Consider the following 16,629-nt stretch of genomic DNA (forward strand, 5'->3'; position numbering starts at 1 on the left):
TGCACCCTCACCCTGGAGGTCCGCCCCGTGCGAACGACCCGTCCTGCTGTCCGTCGTCGTCTTGTCGCTGCGTTCGTCGCGGCGGGGCTCGGGCTGGGCGGGCTCGCCTCGGGGGCGGCACCTGCGGTCGCCGCCAAGGACTCCGCCACGACGACGGGGACGCTCAGCTGGGGCGTGAAGTCCTCGCTGCGCTCGTACGTCGCTCGGCAGCTCGCGGTCAAGCCTGCCGCGCAGAAGGCCGTGGGCAGCCGCATCGTCCTCGCCGGTGGCACCACGTTCGCCGGGGCGTCGACCGAGGCGGTCGACTCCGTGCGCGAGTCGCGCGCTTACAGGTTCCCGACCCGCGCTGTGTCGGGTGCGTCGGCCGCGACCTTCCGCGTCGCGAGCGCAGGCACGGTGACGTACCACCAGGGCGACCACTTCACGCTGCGCGTGAGCGGCGTCGAGGTTCGCTCGGAGCGCGGCCGCGTGAGCGTCGTGGGCGACGTCCGCCTCACCGCGCACGCCGCGTTCGGCGGGATCGCCGCCGGGACCACGACGACGCGCCGTGACGTGAGGCTCGCGACCGCCGCCAAGGCGACCCGGACCGCCGCCAAGGGGCGCGTCACCGTCCGCGCGACGGGTCTCGCCATGACGGCGGCAGGAGCCCGCGCGTTCGGCGACCTCTACGCGGTCGGCACTCCCATGGACGACCTCACCGTGACGTTCACGTCGAAGGCGCGTGCGACGCAGAAGGTCGCGTCGAAGGTCGCGAGCTCGAGCCGCGCCAAGGTCGCCGTCCGCGTGACGTCGACCGGGCTCGTCGCGTCGGGCAAGGTCACTGTCACCGCGACGCGCGGGAGCGCCAAGGTCACCCGCACGGCCGTGCTGCGGTCGGGACGGGCGACCGTGACGCTGCCGCATCTTGCGAAGGGGACGTGGAAGATCCGCACGACGTACGGGGGCTCGGCCACGGTGACGTCCGCACGCACGACGCTCGCCACGCTCAAGGTCCTCTGAGCCAGGACGGCACGTGCGCCACACTGGTCCGGTGCGCCCCGATCCTCGTCTTCTCGCCGTCGTCGCGCTCGGCGGCACCGTCGGCACGGCGCTGCGCTACGGGCTCGGGCGGCTGGTCCCTCACGTCGGTGGCGTGCCGTGGGCGACGCTGCTCGAGAACGTCGTCGGCGCGTTCCTCCTCGGCCTGCTGCTCGAGTCGCTCGTGCGCGCCGGGCGCGAGGACGCGCGGCGTCGGTACCTGCGGCTCGGTCTCGGCACGGGGCTGCTCGGCGGGTTCACGACGTTCTCGGCGCTCGCGCTCGAGACGCGGAACCTCCTTGCCGCGGGCGACGTGCTTCTCGGGAGCGGGTACGCGCTCGGGTCGGTCGTCCTCGGTGTCGTCGCGGCGACGGCGGGCGTGACGCTCGCGGTGCGCGTGCGAGGGAGCGTCGGCCTCCTCCCTCCGGACCCGGACGGCGGTGACGCGTCGTGATCGTCCTCCTCTTCCTTCTCGGCGGCGTGGGCGCCGCGGCGCGCTTCTGGGTCGACGGCGCGATCCGCGCCCGGCACCCCGGCCCGATGCCCGTCGCGACGATGTCGATCAACGTCGCCGGTTCCCTGCTCATCGGGGTGCTGCTGGGCCTGCAGCTCGGCGGCGTGCTCGCCCCGGACGGCTTCGCGATGCTCGCGACGGGCTTCTGCGGCGGCTTCACGACGTTCTCGACGGCGATGGTCGAGGCCGTGCGGCTCCTGCAGGACGGCGACGTCCGACGCGCATGGGGGAGCGTCGCGCTCACGCTGGTGCTGTCGGTCGCGGCGGCGTCCCTCGGCGTCGCAGTGACGGCTGCGCTCGCCTGACCCGCCTCATCCCCGGGCCCCGCTTGACCTTCGGGTCGCCCGAGGGGCGAGGATCGTCAGCATGCCGGAACCGCTCCTCTCGATCGGGTCGTTCGCGCGAGCCGTCGGGCTCTCCCCCACGACCCTGCGCCACTACGACGACGTCGACCTGCTCGCGCCCGCCCACGTCGACGGCGTGAGCGGCTACCGGTTCTACGACGTCGCCCAGGTGCGTACGGCGCGGATGCTCGCAGCGCTCCGCGACGCGTCCGTCCCCGTCGAGACCATGCGTGCCGTCGTCGACGCCGACGACGGCGCTGTGGGCGCGCTTCTCGAAGAGCTTGCCGCCCGTCGGACGACGTCCGCGGCGGCCGAGGCGGCGGCTCTGCGCCGGCTCGCCGGTGAGCTCGCCGTCCCGCGACGCGCCGTCGCCACCGTCGACGGCGCGCACCTCGCGGTCGCGCTCGCGGCGGTCGCCCCACTGGCAGGGGCGGACGAGCTCGACGCGGTTCAGGTCGTCGTCGGCGACGGTCTCGTGCTGCTCGCGTCGGACCGCGTGCGGCTCGCGCGGTGGTCGCTCGACGCGACCGTGCGGGCCACGTCGGGCGGGAGTAGCGTCGTCGTGACGGTCCCGGGCCCGGACGTCCCGGCGCTCGCGGGCTGGGCCCGCGACCGCGCCAAGGTCACGGTGACGGCCGACGAGCACGGCGCGACGTTCGCCGACGGCTCGCACCTCGCCCCGGTCGCGGCGGACGCCTCGGGCGCAGCCCCGGATCTCGCCGCGGTCTGGGAGGCGCGCCGCCCGCGCGGGCTGAACCGCACATGGGTCGCTCCCGAGGACGGGCCGTCCGACGCCCGCCACGTCGCCGTCCCGCTCGGCGACGTCGAGGTCCTTCTCGACAGCGCGCTGCTCGACGGGGCGCTCGCGACCGTGCACGGCCCTGCCATGCTCGAGGCCGACACGAACCTCGAACCCGTGCTCGTCCGCTCGGCCGCCACCCCGCAGCACGGGATCCTTCTCATGCCCGTCGTCCCGGAAGGTCTGCCGCCCGCAGGCGGCCGAGTGCTGCCGTGAGCCGCCGCGAGACCGTGTGGGTCGCCGTCTTCCTGCTCACGTCCCTCGGCTCGGCGGTGCTCGGCGTCGGGCTGGCCTGGACCGCCGCGTCGGCGGGACCGCAGGTCGCAGGGATCGTCGGGGCGCTGCCGGCGGTCGTCTCGGGCGTGCTGCTGCTCCTGGGCGGGGCGCTCGTCGACCGCGTCGACCCCCGACGCGCCGTGCTTGGCTCGGCGGGTGCGCTCGCGGTGCTGTGCCTCGGCACCGCGATGCTGCCCGTCGGCGTCGCCTCCGGTCCGACGGTCCTCGTCGTGCTGGCCGTGCTGCTCGGTGTGCACGCCGCTGTCAGCTCGCCCGCAACCGTGACGTTCTCGCGACTGCTGTCGACCGACGCGAGCTTCCCGCGGCTGCTCGCCGCCGAGCAGGTCGCCGGCCAGACGGCTCTCGTCGGAGGGCGTGCGCTCGGCGGGATCGTCGTCGGGGCGGGTGGGCTCGCTCTCGCGGCCGCGGTCCCGGCCGTCGCCGCGATCGTGTGCGTGCTCGTCGTCCTGCTCGTGCTCACGGGAGTCGCCCGCCCGCCACGGTCGACGGACGCGCCGCGCGAGCGCGTGACGCTCGCGATGATCGGTGCCGGTGCTCGCGCGATCGTCGTCGACCCGGTCCTGCGTCCGTTCGTGCTGCTCACGGCGGTCGTCGCGGGGACGATCATCCCCGCGGTGGGTGTCGGCCTGCCGCTGCTGCTCGTCGAACGTCGTGCGGACGTCGCCGCGCTCGGCCTGCTGGGTGCCGCGGTCGCGGGCGGTGTCGCGGCGGTCGCGCTCGTCGTCGCCGTCCGGGGCCGGTGGCGTACGACGTGGCTCGTCGTCGTCGGCGGTGCCGTGGTCGCGGGGTGCGGGGCGGTCGTGCTGGCCCTCGCACCGTCGGACGCGGCGCGGCTCGCGGGTGCGGTCGTCATCGGTGTCGGGCAGGGGCTGTTCGCGACGCACGGCGCGCCGCTCGTGCGGCGCGTGCCCGTCGAGGTGTTCGGGCGGGTGCAGGCGACGCAGGGGGCGATGCAGTCGCTCGCGATCGCGGCGGGCTCCGCGGGGATCGCGGCGGCGGCGTCCGCGTGGGGCGCGGGTCCGAGCCTCGCGGTCGCGGGAGCCGTCGTCGTCCTGGCGGGGCTGGCCGCGGCGCTCGGCGGCTTCCGCCCGACGGAGCCCGACGCGGCCGCGCCCCTCCCGTCGGAGCCTGACGCTGCCGCGCCCCTCCCGTCTTGACCTGACCTCGCCGCGCCCCGCGCCCCCCGAACCGAGCCCCGCCCGCCTCCGTCGACTCGTAGGTCTCCAGCACCATCGAACGGTGCTCCGGCCCTACGAGTCGTCCGCCCTGCGCGACTCGTAGCGCTTCTGCACACCGGGGAAGTGTGCAGGGACGCGACGAATCGGGATGGTGCGGCCTCCACGGGCTGCAATATCGTCGAGCTTCGCCACAGACTGACGGGTCGGGAACGGGGTGGAGCATGACGGTCGTGCTGGTGTGCGGGGTGGCCGGGGCCGGGAAGTCGACGCACGCGCGGGGCCTCGAGGCCGACGGCTTCGCCAGGCTGTCCTTCGACGAGGTCGCGTGGGACGCGGGGTTCCGTGACCATCCGCTGCCCGACGAGGCCGCGCGCTCGATCCATGAGCGGCTCCGCGTGCGGATGCTCGAGCTCGTCGCCGACGGGAGGGATGTCGTCGTCGACACGTCGTTCTGGTCGCGGGCGTCGCGCGACCGCTACCGTGCGTGGCTCGCGGAGGTCGGGGTCGTGCCCGTCGTCCATCACGTCGTCGCCCCGCGCGAGGTCGTGCTTGCGCGGCTCGCCGCGCGTGGCGGCACGGGGCCGCACGACGTCGTCGTCCCGCCGGCGCTCGCGGATCGCTACCTCGCAGGCTTCGAGCCGCCGACGCCCGACGAGGGGCCCGTCGTGCCTGTCCCCACGGCCTGAAGTCCCTGCTCCGAACGCCGTGCCGTGCGCCTCGTAGGTCTGCAGCTCCGTCGAACGGTGCTCCGGCCTTACGAGTCGCCCAACGCTGACTGCCGTGGCGGTTCTGCGCGCTCCGGAGCGTGCACGGACGCTGCGAGTCGGGGATGAGAGCGCGGATCGTGGCCGACGGAACAGTTCCGGGTTGCCGCACCCGCACACGTCCGGCGCATCGTGCGGGACACTGGAGGGAGCAACCCCCACCTTGACGAGGAGATCACGTGCCCCAGGGAACCGTTCGTTGGTTCGACACCGACCGAGGCTTCGGCTTCATCGCGCCCGAGGACGGGTCGGACGACATCTACGTCCACGCGTCCGAGCTCGTCGACGAGGGCGTGCGCGCGCTCCGCGAGGGCCAGGAGGTCGAGTTCGAGGCCGGTGAGGGTGACCGCGGCCCGCAGGCCCGCAGCGTCCGCGTGACGGGCGAGGCCCCGGCGGCGTCGCTCGGCGTGCTCGGCACGGTCGCCTGGTACGAGCCGGCGAAGGGCTACGGCTTCGCGACGCCCGACGGCACGAGCGACGAGATCTTCGTCCACAGCTCGTCGATCGTCGGCGGTGGCGTCGTCCGCGAGGGCCAGCGCGTCGCGTTCCTCGTCGTGCCCGGCGAGAAGGGTCCGCAGGCGGACCACCTGCTCCCCCTCGGCGACCAGCCTGTCGCGGCCGGCGGCCCCGGCAGCGACGATGCCAACGGCACCGTCTCCTGGTTCGACGGCGGCAAGGGCTTCGGCTTCATCACGCCCGACGACGGCGGGCCCGACGTGTTCGCGCACGTGCGCGAGCTGTCGCGGAACGTCGAGGAGCTCGGCGAGGGCGACCGCGTGAAGTTCGAGACCGTCGAGGGCGACAAGGGTCCGCAGGCGCGTCACATCGACGTCGTCGGCGGTGGCCGTCGTGGTGGCGGGCGCCCGCAGGGTCGCGGCGGCTTCGACCGTGGTCGTGGCAACGACCGTGGCTTCGACCGCGGCAACGACCGTGGGCGGGGCGGCGACCGTGACCGTGGCCGCTCGGGTGCTCCGGTGCGTGGTGGGTCGGGCGAGGTCGTGCGCTTCGACCCCGACCGCGGCTTCGGCTTCATCCGTCCGGACGCCGGCGGCGAGGACCTCTTCGTCCACGTGTCCGTCGTGCGCGGAGGCGATCTCTTCGAGGGCGACCGTGTGCGCTACCAGGTGCGTCAGAGCGACCGCGGCCCGCAGGCGGACCGCGTCGAGCTCGCCTGAGCCTCACTCCTGACCGGTCGAACGCCCGGGAGCGCCACGTGCGCTCCCGGGCGTTCGCACGTTCCGGCGGCGCCCGACGGCCGCGCCCCACTCGATAGCGGATCCGTTCACGTGTGACGTACGGATCCGCTATCGAGCGCCCGCACCCCGCACCCCGCGCCCCGCGCCCCCCGCCCCGCGCGCCCAGCGTTCCGATAGCCGATCGGGCCACCTGACGTGCACGGATGGGCTATCGGAACAGAGGGGTGGGTGGGGTGGAATAGATGCGTGGTCCGCAAGGTTGAGTGAGGCAGACTCAAGTTTGAGCAGACGGGGTTGCATCCCCGACAGTCAGAGCGCAGACTTGAGTGCAACAGACTCAACCGCAGCAGCACAGCATGGAGGCAGCACACATGGCACGAGCAGTCGGCATCGACCTCGGCACCACCAACTCCGTCGTCTCGGTCCTCGAGGGCGGCGAGCCCACGGTCATCGCGAACGCTGAGGGCATGCGCACGACGCCCTCGGTCGTGGCGTTCTCCAAGTCCGGCGAGGTCCTCGTCGGCGAGATCGCCAAGCGCCAGGCCGTCACGAACGTCGACCGCACGATCAGCTCGGTCAAGCGCCACATGGGCACCGACTGGTCCGTCGAGATCGACGACAAGAAGTACTCCGCGCAGGAGATCTCCGCGCGCGTCCTCGGCAAGCTCAAGCGCGACGCCGAGGAGTACCTCGGCGAGACCGTCACTGACGCCGTCATCACGGTCCCCGCGTACTTCAACGACGCCGAGCGTCAGGCGACGAAGGACGCCGGCCAGATCGCCGGCCTCAACGTCCTGCGCATCGTCAACGAGCCCACGGCCGCCGCGCTCGCGTACGGCCTCGAGAAGGGCAAGGAGGACGAGCTCATCCTCGTCTTCGACCTGGGTGGCGGCACGTTCGACGTCTCGCTCCTCGAGGTCGGCAAGGACGAGGACGACTTCTCGACGATCCAGGTCCGCGCGACCTCGGGCGACAACCGCCTCGGCGGCGACGACTGGGACAACCGCATCGTCGAGCACCTCATCAAGGAGGTGAAGAACTCCTCGGGCGTCGACCTCTCGAAGGACAAGATCGCTCTCCAGCGTCTGCGCGAGGCCGCCGAGCAGGCGAAGAAGGAGCTCTCGTCCGCGACGAGCACCGTCATCTCGATGCAGTACCTCTCCCAGAGCGAGAACGGCCCCGTCCACCTCGACTCCAAGCTCACGCGCGCGCAGTTCCAGCAGATGACGCAGGACCTCATCGACCGCACGAAGGCGCCGTTCCACTCGGTCATCCGTGACGCCGGCATCTCCGTGAACGAGATCGACCACGTCGTCCTCGTCGGCGGCTCGACCCGCATGCCCGCGGTCACCGAGGTCGTCAAGGAGCTCACGGGCGGCCAGGAGCCCAACAAGGGCGTCAACCCGGACGAGGTCGTCGCCGTCGGCGCGGCCCTCCAGGCCGGCGTCATCAAGGGCGAGCGCAAGGACGTCCTCCTCATCGACGTCACCCCCCTGAGCCTCGGCATCGAGACGAAGGGCGGCGTCATGACGAAGCTCATCGAGCGCAACACCGCCATCCCGACGAAGCGTTCCGAGGTCTTCTCGACGGCCGAGGACAACCAGCCCTCGGTCCTCATCCAGGTCTTCCAGGGTGAGCGCGAGTTCGCGCGCGACAACAAGCCGCTCGGCACGTTCGAGCTCACCGGCATCGCGCCGGCGCCGCGCGGCGTCCCGCAGATCGAGGTCGCGTTCGACATCGACGCCAACGGCATCGTCCACGTCTCCGCGAAGGACCGTGGCACGGGCAAGGAGCAGTCGATGACGATCACGGGCGGCTCGGCCCTCCCCAAGGAGGACATCGACCGCATGGTCAAGGAGGCCGAGGAGCACGCTGCGGAGGACAAGCAGCGCCGCGAGGACGCCGAGACCCGCAACCAGGCCGAAGGCCTCGTCTACTCGACCGAGAAGGCCCTCAAGGACAACGAGGACAAGCTCTCCGAGGAGATCAAGTCCGAGGTCGGCGACGCCGTCGCCGCGGCCAAGAAGGCGCTCGAGGGCGAGGACGTGGCCGAGGTCAAGGCGACGACGGAGAGGCTTGCCACCGTCGCCCAGAAGATCGGCGAGGCTGTCTACGCGTCCGACCAGGCCGCCGGCGCCGAGGCTCCGGCCGCCGACGCGACGTCCTCCGACGAGGACGTCGTCGACGCCGAGATCGTCGACGAGGACGAGTCCAAGTGACCGACTCCCCGTTCGAGTTCACCGACAAGCGTCGGGTCGACCCCGCGACGGGGCTGCCGCGTGAGGACGCGGCCGCCCCGGCCGGGGAGCCCGAGGTCGTCGTCCCGGACGACGCCTCCTCGCTCACCGACGGTTCCGTCGCCGGCGCCCCCGTGTCCGACGAGCTCGCCGCTGCGCAGGCGCTCGCGGCCGAGCGCCTCGACGACCTCCAGCGTGAGCGCGCGTCGTTCACGAACTACCGCAACCGGTCGCTGCGCGACCAGGAGGCGGCTCGGACGCGCGGCATGGAGGACGTCCTCGGGGCGCTCCTGCCCGTGCTCGACGACGTCGACCGCGCCCGCCAGGCTGGCGAGCTCGAGGGGCCGTTCGCGGCCATCTCGGACAAGCTCGACGGCGTTCTCGGCAAGTTCGAGATCGAGCGCTTCGGCGCCGTCGGCGAGGAGTTCGACCCGACGGTGCACGACGCCCTCATGCACGAGGACTCGGCCGAGGCCACGACGACGACCGTGAAGTTCGTCATCGAGCCCGGCTACCGCATCGGCGAGAAGATCGTCCGCGCGGCGCGCGTCGCCGTCGTCGGACCCCAGCAGTAACCTCTCGGTCGCGGCGGGCCCCACCCGGGCCCGCCGCGACCGCACCCCACGTACAACAGCAAGGAAGGACCGCGTTGACCGGACAGGACTGGCTCGAGAAGGACTTCTACGCCGCGCTCGGCGTCCCGAAGGACGCTGACGGCGCCGCGATCAAGAAGGCGTACCGCAAGCTCGCGCGCCAGTACCACCCGGACCAGAACGCCGGCGACCCCAAGGCGGAGGAGCGCTTCAAGGAGGTCGGCGAGGCCTACGCGGTGCTCTCCGACGCCGAGGAGCGCGAGAAGTACGACGCGATCCGCGCGATGGGTGGCGGAGCACGCTTCGCCGCGGGCCCCGGCGGCGCGGGTGCGGGCGGCTTCGAGGACATGTTCGGCTCGATGTTCGGCGGCGCCGGCGGTCGCGGCGGTGGCCGTGCGGGCTTCGGCGGCGGAGGCGGCTTCGAGGACATCCTCGGCGGCCTCTTCAACGGCGGTGGCGGCGGCGCGGGCTTCCGCGCCGGTCCCCGGCCCCAGCAGGGCGCGGACCTCACGACGTCAGTGACGCTGCCGTTCCGGCAGGCCGTCACGGGCGACGAGGTCGCGCTCGACATCGAGCACCGCACCATCAAGACACGCATCCCCGCAGGCGTGCGCGACGGCCAGAAGATCCGTCTGCGCGGCAAGGGCCGCCCCGGCACGGGCGGCGGCGCGGCGGGCGACCTCCTCATCACGGTGAAGGTCGCACCCCACCCGGTGTTCTCGCTCGACGGCCACAACCTGCGCGTCACGCTGCCCGTGACGTTTGACGAGGCCGCCCTCGGTGCACAGCTCGAGGTTCCGACGCTCGACGGGGCGACGGTCAAGGTCAAGGTCGCGCCCGGCACGCCCTCGGGCCGTGTCCTGCGCGTCAAGGGCCGTGGCGTCCAGACGGCGAAGGCGACGGGCGACCTGCTCGTCACCGTGCAGGTCGTCGTCCCGCAGAACCTCTCGGCGGACGCGCGAGCGGCCGTCGAGGCGTTCCGTGACGCGACCGCGGGCACGGATGTCCGCGCCGACCTGATCTCGCGCGCGAGGGACTGACCCGTCATGGACGCCGCCGACGTTCCCGTGCTGCCGATCTCGCGAGCCGCCGAGCTCGCCGGCATGCACCCGCAGACGCTGCGTCAGTACGACCGCCTCGGGCTCGTCGTCCCCTCCCGCACCGTCGGGCGGGGGCGCCGCTACAGCGCGCGCGACGTCGAGCGGCTGCGGACCATCCAGCACCTCAGCCAGGACGAGGGCATCAACCTCGCGGGCATCCGCCGCATCCTCCACCTCGAGGACCAGGTGCGGCTGCTCCGCGGGCGCGTCGAGATGCTCGCGACGGCCCTCGACCCGGGTCACCGCATCTTCACCGCGGACGCGTCGGGCGACATCGTCGCGGTGCCGCGCGGCAAGCACGTGCCGCAGGAGCGTGGCGGGACGCTCGTCGTGTGGCGGCCGCGGCGCTGAGCGCCGACCATTTCCGCAACACCGCCGTGCCTTAAAAACCGCAGGATTCCGCGGTTCTGATGAGCCTTACCTTCCTTTACGCAACTGGCCGGACGTGCCTACTCTCCTCGGTAGAGCCCCCGGACGATCCGGGGCCGGACCAAGGAGGACCCGATGGACGGAACCACCACCCTGCCCCACGTGAGCTCGTGCACGATCGAGGGCTGCTCGTACAACCACGACGGCTGCCACGCGGGCGCGATCACGGTCGCTGGCACCCCGGGCGACGCGTCGTGCGCGACGTTCATCCCGCTGTCGACGAAGGGCGGGCTCGCGCGCGTCGTGGCGTCGGTCGGCGCCTGCCAGCGCGCCGAGTGCTCGCACAACGACCACCTCGAGTGCACGGCGTCGTCGGTCCGCATCGGCGCGGGCTCGACGCACGAGGCCGACTGCCTCACGTACGAGCGCGTCTGAACCTACTGCGCTCCCCACGCGGGGACGCTGCACCACGAGAGGCCCGGGAACCTGTGGTTCCCGGGCCTCTCGTGTCCCCCGACGCTCGTGCGCCCCCTGGCGACGCACGAGCACCGACGCGACCCGCGTGCGCCGACCGTCCCCCCGGACCGGTCGGCGTCCACGCGTCGCGCCACGGCTAGAGGCTGAGACTCTCCACGAGGGAGGGGCACAGCGCTGGACTGTCGGGCAGCTGCTCGAGCCAGCTCCGGGCGGGCGACCGCAGCTGCGACGCCTGCCCGGAGGCCGTGAACCGTTCAGCCGTCACGTGATCGACGCGCGTCCGCACGGCCGCGACCGTCGCCGGTCCGGTCGCGCGATCGACGAGCATCGCGAAGAGCCCTGGGCGCAGCTGCGCCGAGGGGTGACCCGTGCCGAGGACGTCGAGGAGGACGGACCCGACGATCGCTCCGGCACGAAACCTCGTGGTGGTCGACGACCCGTCGAGCCGCAGGTCGAGGACGAGCAGCGCGTGCGCGTCCCACGGCCTGGCGCCGTCGGGGGCGTCGTAGAGCTCCTGCATGCGTGCGACGAGGTAGCCGCGCGTGCGCAGTCCCGTGACGGGGTCCGTGCAGCCCGTCTGGGGCTCGACCTCGGTGCCGGTGGCCCAGCCGATCGCGACCTCGCGGACGAGCTCGGGCTCGGCGGGGAGCCCGAGGGCGCGGAAGAGGCACATGAGGTCGTCGATCGTCTCGGACATTCCGGCGCCGACCGTGGCGCGCGCCTCGCCGAGCCGTCGGACGGCCTCGGTGGGGTCGGCGCCGCTGACGAAGGCCTCGACGACCGCCTCGGTGGAGGGGTGCGTCCAGTCGCCGGCGTGGCGCCAGACGGTGTCGAGGGCGCGGGCTCGCCACGCGTCGAGAAGGTGGAGCTCCTCGGCGTGCGCGTGCGGATCCAGATGCGTCATACCCCATGAGAGGGGCGAGGTTCGCGGTCATGACGCGAAACCCGTAGCCTGCTTTTGTCAGAGCGGAACATACCGGGGGGTGGTGCCGTGAGCGACGACGTCGCGGTCGAGGACCACGTCCTGTCCGACGCAGAGCTCATCACTGCCGTGCGCAGGGGCGACACGGCCTCGTTCGGTGTGCTCTTCGCGCGGCACTCGGGCGCGGCGACGGCTGTTGCGCGACGATATCTGCCGGCGTCCGACGCGGACGACGCGGTCGCGGGAGCCTTCGAGAAGGTCTTGGGCGTCCTGCGGGCGGGCAAGGGCCCGGACGTCGCGTTCCGCGCGTATCTCTTCACGGTCGTGCGTCGTCGCGCGGTGGAGATGCTCGAGCGCGGTCGGCGTGCGGCGCCGACGGACGACGATCACGTCTTCGAGTCGGCTGTCGGCCCGCTCGCGTCGTCGGAGGACCCGGCGCTCAAGGGATTCGAGGACAGGACGGTCGCGCGCGCGTTCCAGGCGTTGCCGGAGAGGTGGCGTTCGGTCCTCTGGTACACGGACATCGAGGGGCTTGCGCCGGCCGACGTCGCGCCGGCGCTCGGCATGACGCCGAACGCCGTGTCGGCGCTCGCGTACCGGGCGCGCGAGGGGCTGCGGCAGGCGTACCTGCAGGCGCACCTCGCGGACGTGGCGGACGACGACGCGTGCGCGCGCACGAACGCGCAGCTCGGCGCGTACGTGCGTGGAGGTCTGTCGCGACGTGAGTCGACGCGCGTCGAGGAGCATCTCGAGGACTGCGCACGGTGCCGTGCGGTCGCGCTCGAGCTCGGGGACCTCGCGGCGGGCATGCGGGCGACTGTCGCGCCTCTCGTCGTGGGTCTGCTGGGGCTGGCCGCGCTGGGCGGGCTGCCGCTCGTGCTCGCGGGGGCCGGGGCGTCTGCTGCGGGTTCTGCGGGCAGTGCCGGTGGCTCTGGCACCGACGGACGGTCGACCGCGCGCCAGACGACGGTCGGTGCGGGGGCCGGGCTTGTGGCGGCGGGCTCCGCCCGGGGCGGCGGCGCCGTGATCGGGGTTGCGGGCGGTGCCGCTGCAGCGGTTGGTGGTGGTGCTGGCGCGGCTGCGGGGGCGAGTGCTGGCGCGGCTGCGGGTGGCGCTGTAGCCGCGGGCGTCGCGGCGGGCGCCGCGCGCCTCGGGCCGCGCTGGCTCGTCGGGGCGGCTGCGGGCGTCGCGGGACTGCTCGTCGCCGGCGGCCTCGCGATCGGCGCCGGTTGGTTCGACGACGACGCGCCTCCTGCGGCCGGCCCGTCGACGACGGGTGCGCCGTCCGTACCCGGGGGCGCGGGCGCGTCGACGCTCCCGAGCGAGGGGACGACGGAGCCCGGGGCGACGACAGGCCCGACGACGACCGCTCCGACGACGACGCCGACGGGTGACGCGAGCGTCCCGACGACGCCCACGCAACGGCCGACGGCGGTGCCAACACGCCCGCCGACCGCCGCGCCGACTGCTGAACCGACGTCGCGTCCGACGGACCGACCCACGGCTGACCCGACGTCGCGTCCGACGGACCGACCCACGGCTGACCCGACGTCGCGCCCCACCGCCGAACCGACCACGGCACCTCCCACCACCGCACCTCCCACGACTCCGCCGATCGCGCCGCCGACGACGGCTCCTCCGACGACGGCACCGCCGACGACGGCACCGCCGACGACCCCGCCCGTCGTCGACCCGCCGGCGGTCGTGACGCTCGGGACGAGCACGGTGCTCGTCTCGGGTGGTGCGGGCGTCGTCGACCTCCGGGTCCAGCGCCCGACGGTGCTCACGGCGCCGCTGTCCGTGCGCGTGACGCTCCCGGCCGCTGCCGAGTGGGACGGTGCCGTGCTCGCCACGTCAGGCGGGGCGGCGTCGGCCTGGGTGTGCGCGGCCGACACCCCGCGGACCGCGACCTGCACCCTCATGCCTGACGGCGTCGCCCGGCGCGCCGCCGAGCCCGTCGTGTTCCCGTCCGGTGTGCTCCGGTCGATCGAACGTGCGGCGGCGCCCCGCGTCGCGACGGTCACCGACACTCTCCCCTTCGCCGTGAGGCTCGCGGCGGGCGTCGTCGACCTCGGGTCGCTGCACGTCGAGGTGACGTACGGTGACGCCGACCCCGTCGCGGACACGGTGTCGCTCGGGCGCGCGCTCGCGGTGGAGCTCGACGCTGACACGGGGCAGGGCACCCTCGTCCTGCGGTCCACGAAGACCGCCGGCACCGCAGCCACGACGACTCTCGACGTCACCAACCCCGGTCGTGCCCTCGACGCTGTGGTCGTCGAGATCGAGGTGCCGCAGTCGCTCACCGTCGTGGGCGAGGGTTGCGTCGGGTCGGCCCAGGCCGACGGGACGACGACTCTCCGGTGCACGTTCCCCACGCTCGCGGAGGGTGGGTCGCGCCCCATCGAGCTCACCGTCCAGGCGGTCGCGGGCGCGCCGCTCACCCTGACCCGGCTCCCGGTGACGCTCACGGCGACGGTCGGGGCGACGTCGCACGAGGTCGTCTCGGGCGTCGACGTCCAGATCGACACGGATCGCGCCGCGCTGCGCGACCGGTTCCAGGGCAGCTATCGCGCCTACGAGATCGGCGCGCCGACGATCCACTGCGCCGCGGGCGCGGGAACGTGCCTGCAGCAGGCCGCCGGCAATGTGAACAACGACGCGGTGAGCAACAGGGTCGTGCTCGACGGACAGGGAGAACGACCGTTCTCGACCTCGAGCCTCACGCTCCCCGCGGGCGCCCGCGTCGTCGGCGCGTACCTCACGTGGGGGGCGTCGTACGGCGACGGGAGGCGTCCTGCGGTGGTGCCGGGCGACGCCACGTCGCGTGGGCAGGGCGTGCTCACGGTCCCGGACGGCGTCGCTGTCCCCGTCGCGGGGGAGTCGCGGCTTGCCTCGACCGCCCTGGGCGGCCTGCTCCTGGGCGGACGAGACTACTTCCAGGCCACGGCGGACGTCACGGACAGTGTGCGTCAGGCTCTCGTGCGCGCATCCGGCGCGCACGACGGCGGCTGGTCGTTCGTGCCCAAGGTCGCGCCGGGCACGGACGCCGCCCTCTTCGGCGGCTGGAGCCTCACCGTCGTCGTCGAGGAACCCGGTGCGCCGCACGCGGACGTGCGGATCTACGACGCCCTCGAGATCCTCTCCGGCTCGACGACGAGCGAGGTGTCGTTCGTGGTGGACGAGGCGTCCGACGTGCGCCTGGGCGTCACCGTGTGGGAGGGCGACCGGGGGATCGCCGGCGACAAGGTGACGCTCGACGGTGCGCCCCTCCTGCCCGTGGGAGGGCTCGCGAACCCCGACAACGCGTTCGACTCGACCGCGACCGGCTTCGCCGTCCCCGGCGTCGCAGGCCCGGTCAACAGCTTTGGCGTCGACGTCCGCGGGTTCGCCCCGGCGACGGTCGCGGCCGGCACGCGCATGCTCACGTTCGGCACGTCGGGCGACGCGTTCGCGCTCGCGGCCTTCACGCTGACGCTCACGCCGCGCGGCTGATCCCGCCCGCGTACGACGTCGGCCTCCGCCCCTCAGGGGCGGAGGCCGACGTCGTCGATGGTGGTCGTCAGTCGACGATGCCGTAGAGGCGGTCGCCCGCGTCGCCGAGACCCGGGTAGATGTAGGCCTTCTCGGTGAGGTGGGAGTCGACGGCGGCGACGACGATCGACACGTCGGCGCGGTCGCCGACGGCGGCCTTGAGGACCTCGATGCCCTCGGGCGCTGCGAGCAGGCACACGGCTGTGACGTCGCGGGCGCCGCGCTCGAGCACGTAGTTGATCGCGGCGACGAGGGTCGCGCCGGTCGCGAGCATGGGGTCGAGCAGGAAGACCTGGCGGCCCGTGAGGTCGTCGGGCAGGCGGTTCGCGTACGTGATGGCCTCGAGGGTCGTCTCGTCGCGCTGCATGCCGAGGAAGCCGACCTCGGCCGTCGGCAGGAGGCGCGTCATGCCCTCGAGCATGCCGAGGCCCGCGCGGAGGATCGGGATGACGATGGGCTGCGGGTCGGCGATCTTCGTGCCGGTCGTCGGGGCGACGGGCGTCGTGATCGGGACCGTGACGGTGTGCACGTCGCGCGTCGCCTCGTAGGCGAGCAGCGTGACGAGCTCGTCGACCAGGAGCCTGAAGGTGGGGGAGGCGGTCCGCTCGTCGCGGAGGACGGAGAGCTTGTGGGCCACCAGCGGGTGGTCGGCTACGTGCAGGCGCATGTGGCAACGCTACCGCCCGACCCGCGCTTTCACAGGGGCCGCAGGTCCGCTGTCGCGGATCTCACGCGGGTCCGTCGTTCCGGGGAGGGCGCTGGGAGGTGCGGGTGGTGCGGCGTCCGGGTCCGGTGGCCGACGCTCGTTAGGGTGGTGGCGTGCACGACGACGGGCGGTGGGACGACGCGATGGGCCTCGCGCTCGACGAGGCGCGGGCTGCCCTGGTGACGGGCGACGTGCCCGTCGGGGCCGTCGTGCTCGACGCCGACGGTGTCGTCGTCGGGCGTGGCCGTAACGAGCGGGAGGCGAGCGGCGACCCGACCGCGCACGCCGAGGTGCTCGCGCTGCGCGAGGCAGCGCGGACGCGCGGGGAGTGGCGGCTCGAGGGGTGCACGCTCGTCGTGACGCTCGAGCCGTGCGTCATGTGCGCGGGGGCGATCGTCGCAGCGCGGGTGCCGCGGCTCGTGCTGGGGGCGTGGGACCCGAAGGTCGGGGCGACGGGCTCGGCGTGGGACCTCGTGCGGGACCCACGGCAGAACCACTTCGTCGAGGTCCACCCGGGCGTGCGCCGGGCGGAGTGCGAGCGTCTCCTCACGGACTTCTTCGACGCTCGCCGCTAGCAACGCGTCC

General features: G+C 73.5%; 16 protein-coding genes. 14 read left to right on the top strand and 2 right to left on the bottom strand.

From position 1 onward, the window contains the following. The first annotated feature begins 27 nt into the window (after positions 1-27). The 12 genes from G7063_RS01020 to G7063_RS01075 all read left to right on the top strand — a co-directional run bounded on the left by G7063_RS01020 (position 28) and on the right by G7063_RS01075 (position 10,843). Entirely contained in the window at positions 28-999 is a 972-nt protein-coding gene (locus tag G7063_RS01020) for an HtaA domain-containing protein (protein WP_166412678.1), read from the top strand. Between the two features lie 31 nt (positions 1,000-1,030). Beyond that, positions 1,031-1,471, top strand: coding sequence for a CrcB family protein (locus tag G7063_RS01025; RefSeq protein WP_240916148.1), 441 nt, complete (start codon positions 1,031-1,033; stop codon positions 1,469-1,471). Beyond that, positions 1,468-1,836 carry a CrcB family protein gene (locus G7063_RS01030; RefSeq protein ID WP_166412680.1) on the top strand — a complete coding sequence of 123 codons (369 nt, stop codon included), beginning with the start codon at positions 1,468-1,470 and terminating at the stop codon, positions 1,834-1,836. Before G7063_RS01025 ends, G7063_RS01030 begins: the two co-directional genes overlap by 4 nt. Positions 1,837-1,897: 61 nt before the next feature. Then, positions 1,898-2,890 carry a MerR family transcriptional regulator gene (locus G7063_RS01035; protein ID WP_166412681.1) on the top strand — a complete coding sequence of 331 codons (993 nt, stop codon included), beginning with the start codon at positions 1,898-1,900 and terminating at the stop codon, positions 2,888-2,890. Then, positions 2,887-4,128: an MFS transporter gene (locus tag G7063_RS01040; RefSeq protein WP_166412682.1), complete on the top strand. Its 1,242-nt coding sequence runs from the start codon at positions 2,887-2,889 to the stop codon at positions 4,126-4,128. The genes G7063_RS01035 and G7063_RS01040 overlap by 4 nt, the downstream gene beginning before the upstream one ends. A 242-nt stretch (positions 4,129-4,370) precedes the next feature. After that, positions 4,371-4,835, top strand: a complete 465-nt coding sequence (locus G7063_RS01045) for an ATP-binding protein (RefSeq protein ID WP_166412683.1) — start codon at positions 4,371-4,373, stop codon at positions 4,833-4,835. A gap of 257 nt (positions 4,836-5,092) precedes the next feature. Further along, positions 5,093-6,088: a cold-shock protein gene (locus tag G7063_RS01050; protein WP_166412684.1), complete on the top strand. Its 996-nt coding sequence runs from the start codon at positions 5,093-5,095 to the stop codon at positions 6,086-6,088. A 392-nt stretch (positions 6,089-6,480) separates the two neighbouring features. Continuing rightward, positions 6,481-8,328 (top strand): molecular chaperone DnaK, encoded by a 1,848-nt coding sequence (dnaK, locus tag G7063_RS01055; RefSeq protein ID WP_166412685.1) that lies wholly within the window; start codon positions 6,481-6,483, stop codon positions 8,326-8,328. After that, positions 8,325-8,921 carry a nucleotide exchange factor GrpE gene (gene grpE / locus G7063_RS01060; protein ID WP_166412686.1) on the top strand — a complete coding sequence of 199 codons (597 nt, stop codon included), beginning with the start codon at positions 8,325-8,327 and terminating at the stop codon, positions 8,919-8,921. Before dnaK ends, grpE begins: the two co-directional genes overlap by 4 nt. A gap of 74 nt (positions 8,922-8,995) precedes the next feature. Next, on the top strand, positions 8,996-9,979 hold the full coding sequence (locus G7063_RS01065) for a DnaJ C-terminal domain-containing protein (protein ID WP_166412687.1): 984 nt from the start codon (positions 8,996-8,998) through the stop codon (positions 9,977-9,979). A gap of 6 nt (positions 9,980-9,985) precedes the next feature. Further along, positions 9,986-10,390, top strand: coding sequence for a heat shock protein transcriptional repressor HspR (locus G7063_RS01070; protein WP_166412688.1), 405 nt, complete (start codon positions 9,986-9,988; stop codon positions 10,388-10,390). 153 nt (positions 10,391-10,543) lie between these two features. Continuing rightward, positions 10,544-10,843: a DUF1540 domain-containing protein gene (locus G7063_RS01075; protein ID WP_166412689.1), complete on the top strand. Its 300-nt coding sequence runs from the start codon at positions 10,544-10,546 to the stop codon at positions 10,841-10,843. Between the two features lie 178 nt (positions 10,844-11,021). Here G7063_RS01075 and G7063_RS01080 read toward each other — a convergent pair whose 3' ends face one another. Beyond that, positions 11,022-11,789 (bottom strand): hypothetical protein, encoded by a 768-nt coding sequence (locus G7063_RS01080; protein WP_166412690.1) that lies wholly within the window; start codon positions 11,787-11,789, stop codon positions 11,022-11,024. A gap of 87 nt (positions 11,790-11,876) precedes the next feature. Here G7063_RS01080 and G7063_RS01085 point away from each other — a divergent pair, with 87 nt between their 5' ends. Beyond that, entirely contained in the window at positions 11,877-15,299 is a 3,423-nt protein-coding gene (locus tag G7063_RS01085) for a sigma-70 family RNA polymerase sigma factor (protein ID WP_166412691.1), read from the top strand. Between the two features lie 67 nt (positions 15,300-15,366). On the opposite strand, the gene upp is transcribed toward G7063_RS01085, so the two are convergent. After that, positions 15,367-16,005 carry a uracil phosphoribosyltransferase gene (gene upp / locus G7063_RS01090; protein ID WP_166412692.1) on the bottom strand — a complete coding sequence of 213 codons (639 nt, stop codon included), beginning with the start codon at positions 16,003-16,005 and terminating at the stop codon, positions 15,367-15,369. A 182-nt stretch (positions 16,006-16,187) separates the two neighbouring features. Between upp and G7063_RS01095 the strand changes: the two genes are divergently transcribed. Further along, the gene (locus G7063_RS01095) at positions 16,188-16,619 is read left to right on the top strand and encodes a nucleoside deaminase (RefSeq protein ID WP_166415137.1); all 432 of its coding nucleotides are present in this window, start codon (positions 16,188-16,190) and stop codon (positions 16,617-16,619) included. The last annotated feature ends 10 nt before the right edge of the window (positions 16,620-16,629 follow it).

It is taken from the genome of Sanguibacter sp. HDW7 (genome assembly GCF_011300875.1).
Taxonomy (GTDB): domain Bacteria; phylum Actinomycetota; class Actinomycetes; order Actinomycetales; family Cellulomonadaceae; genus Flavimobilis.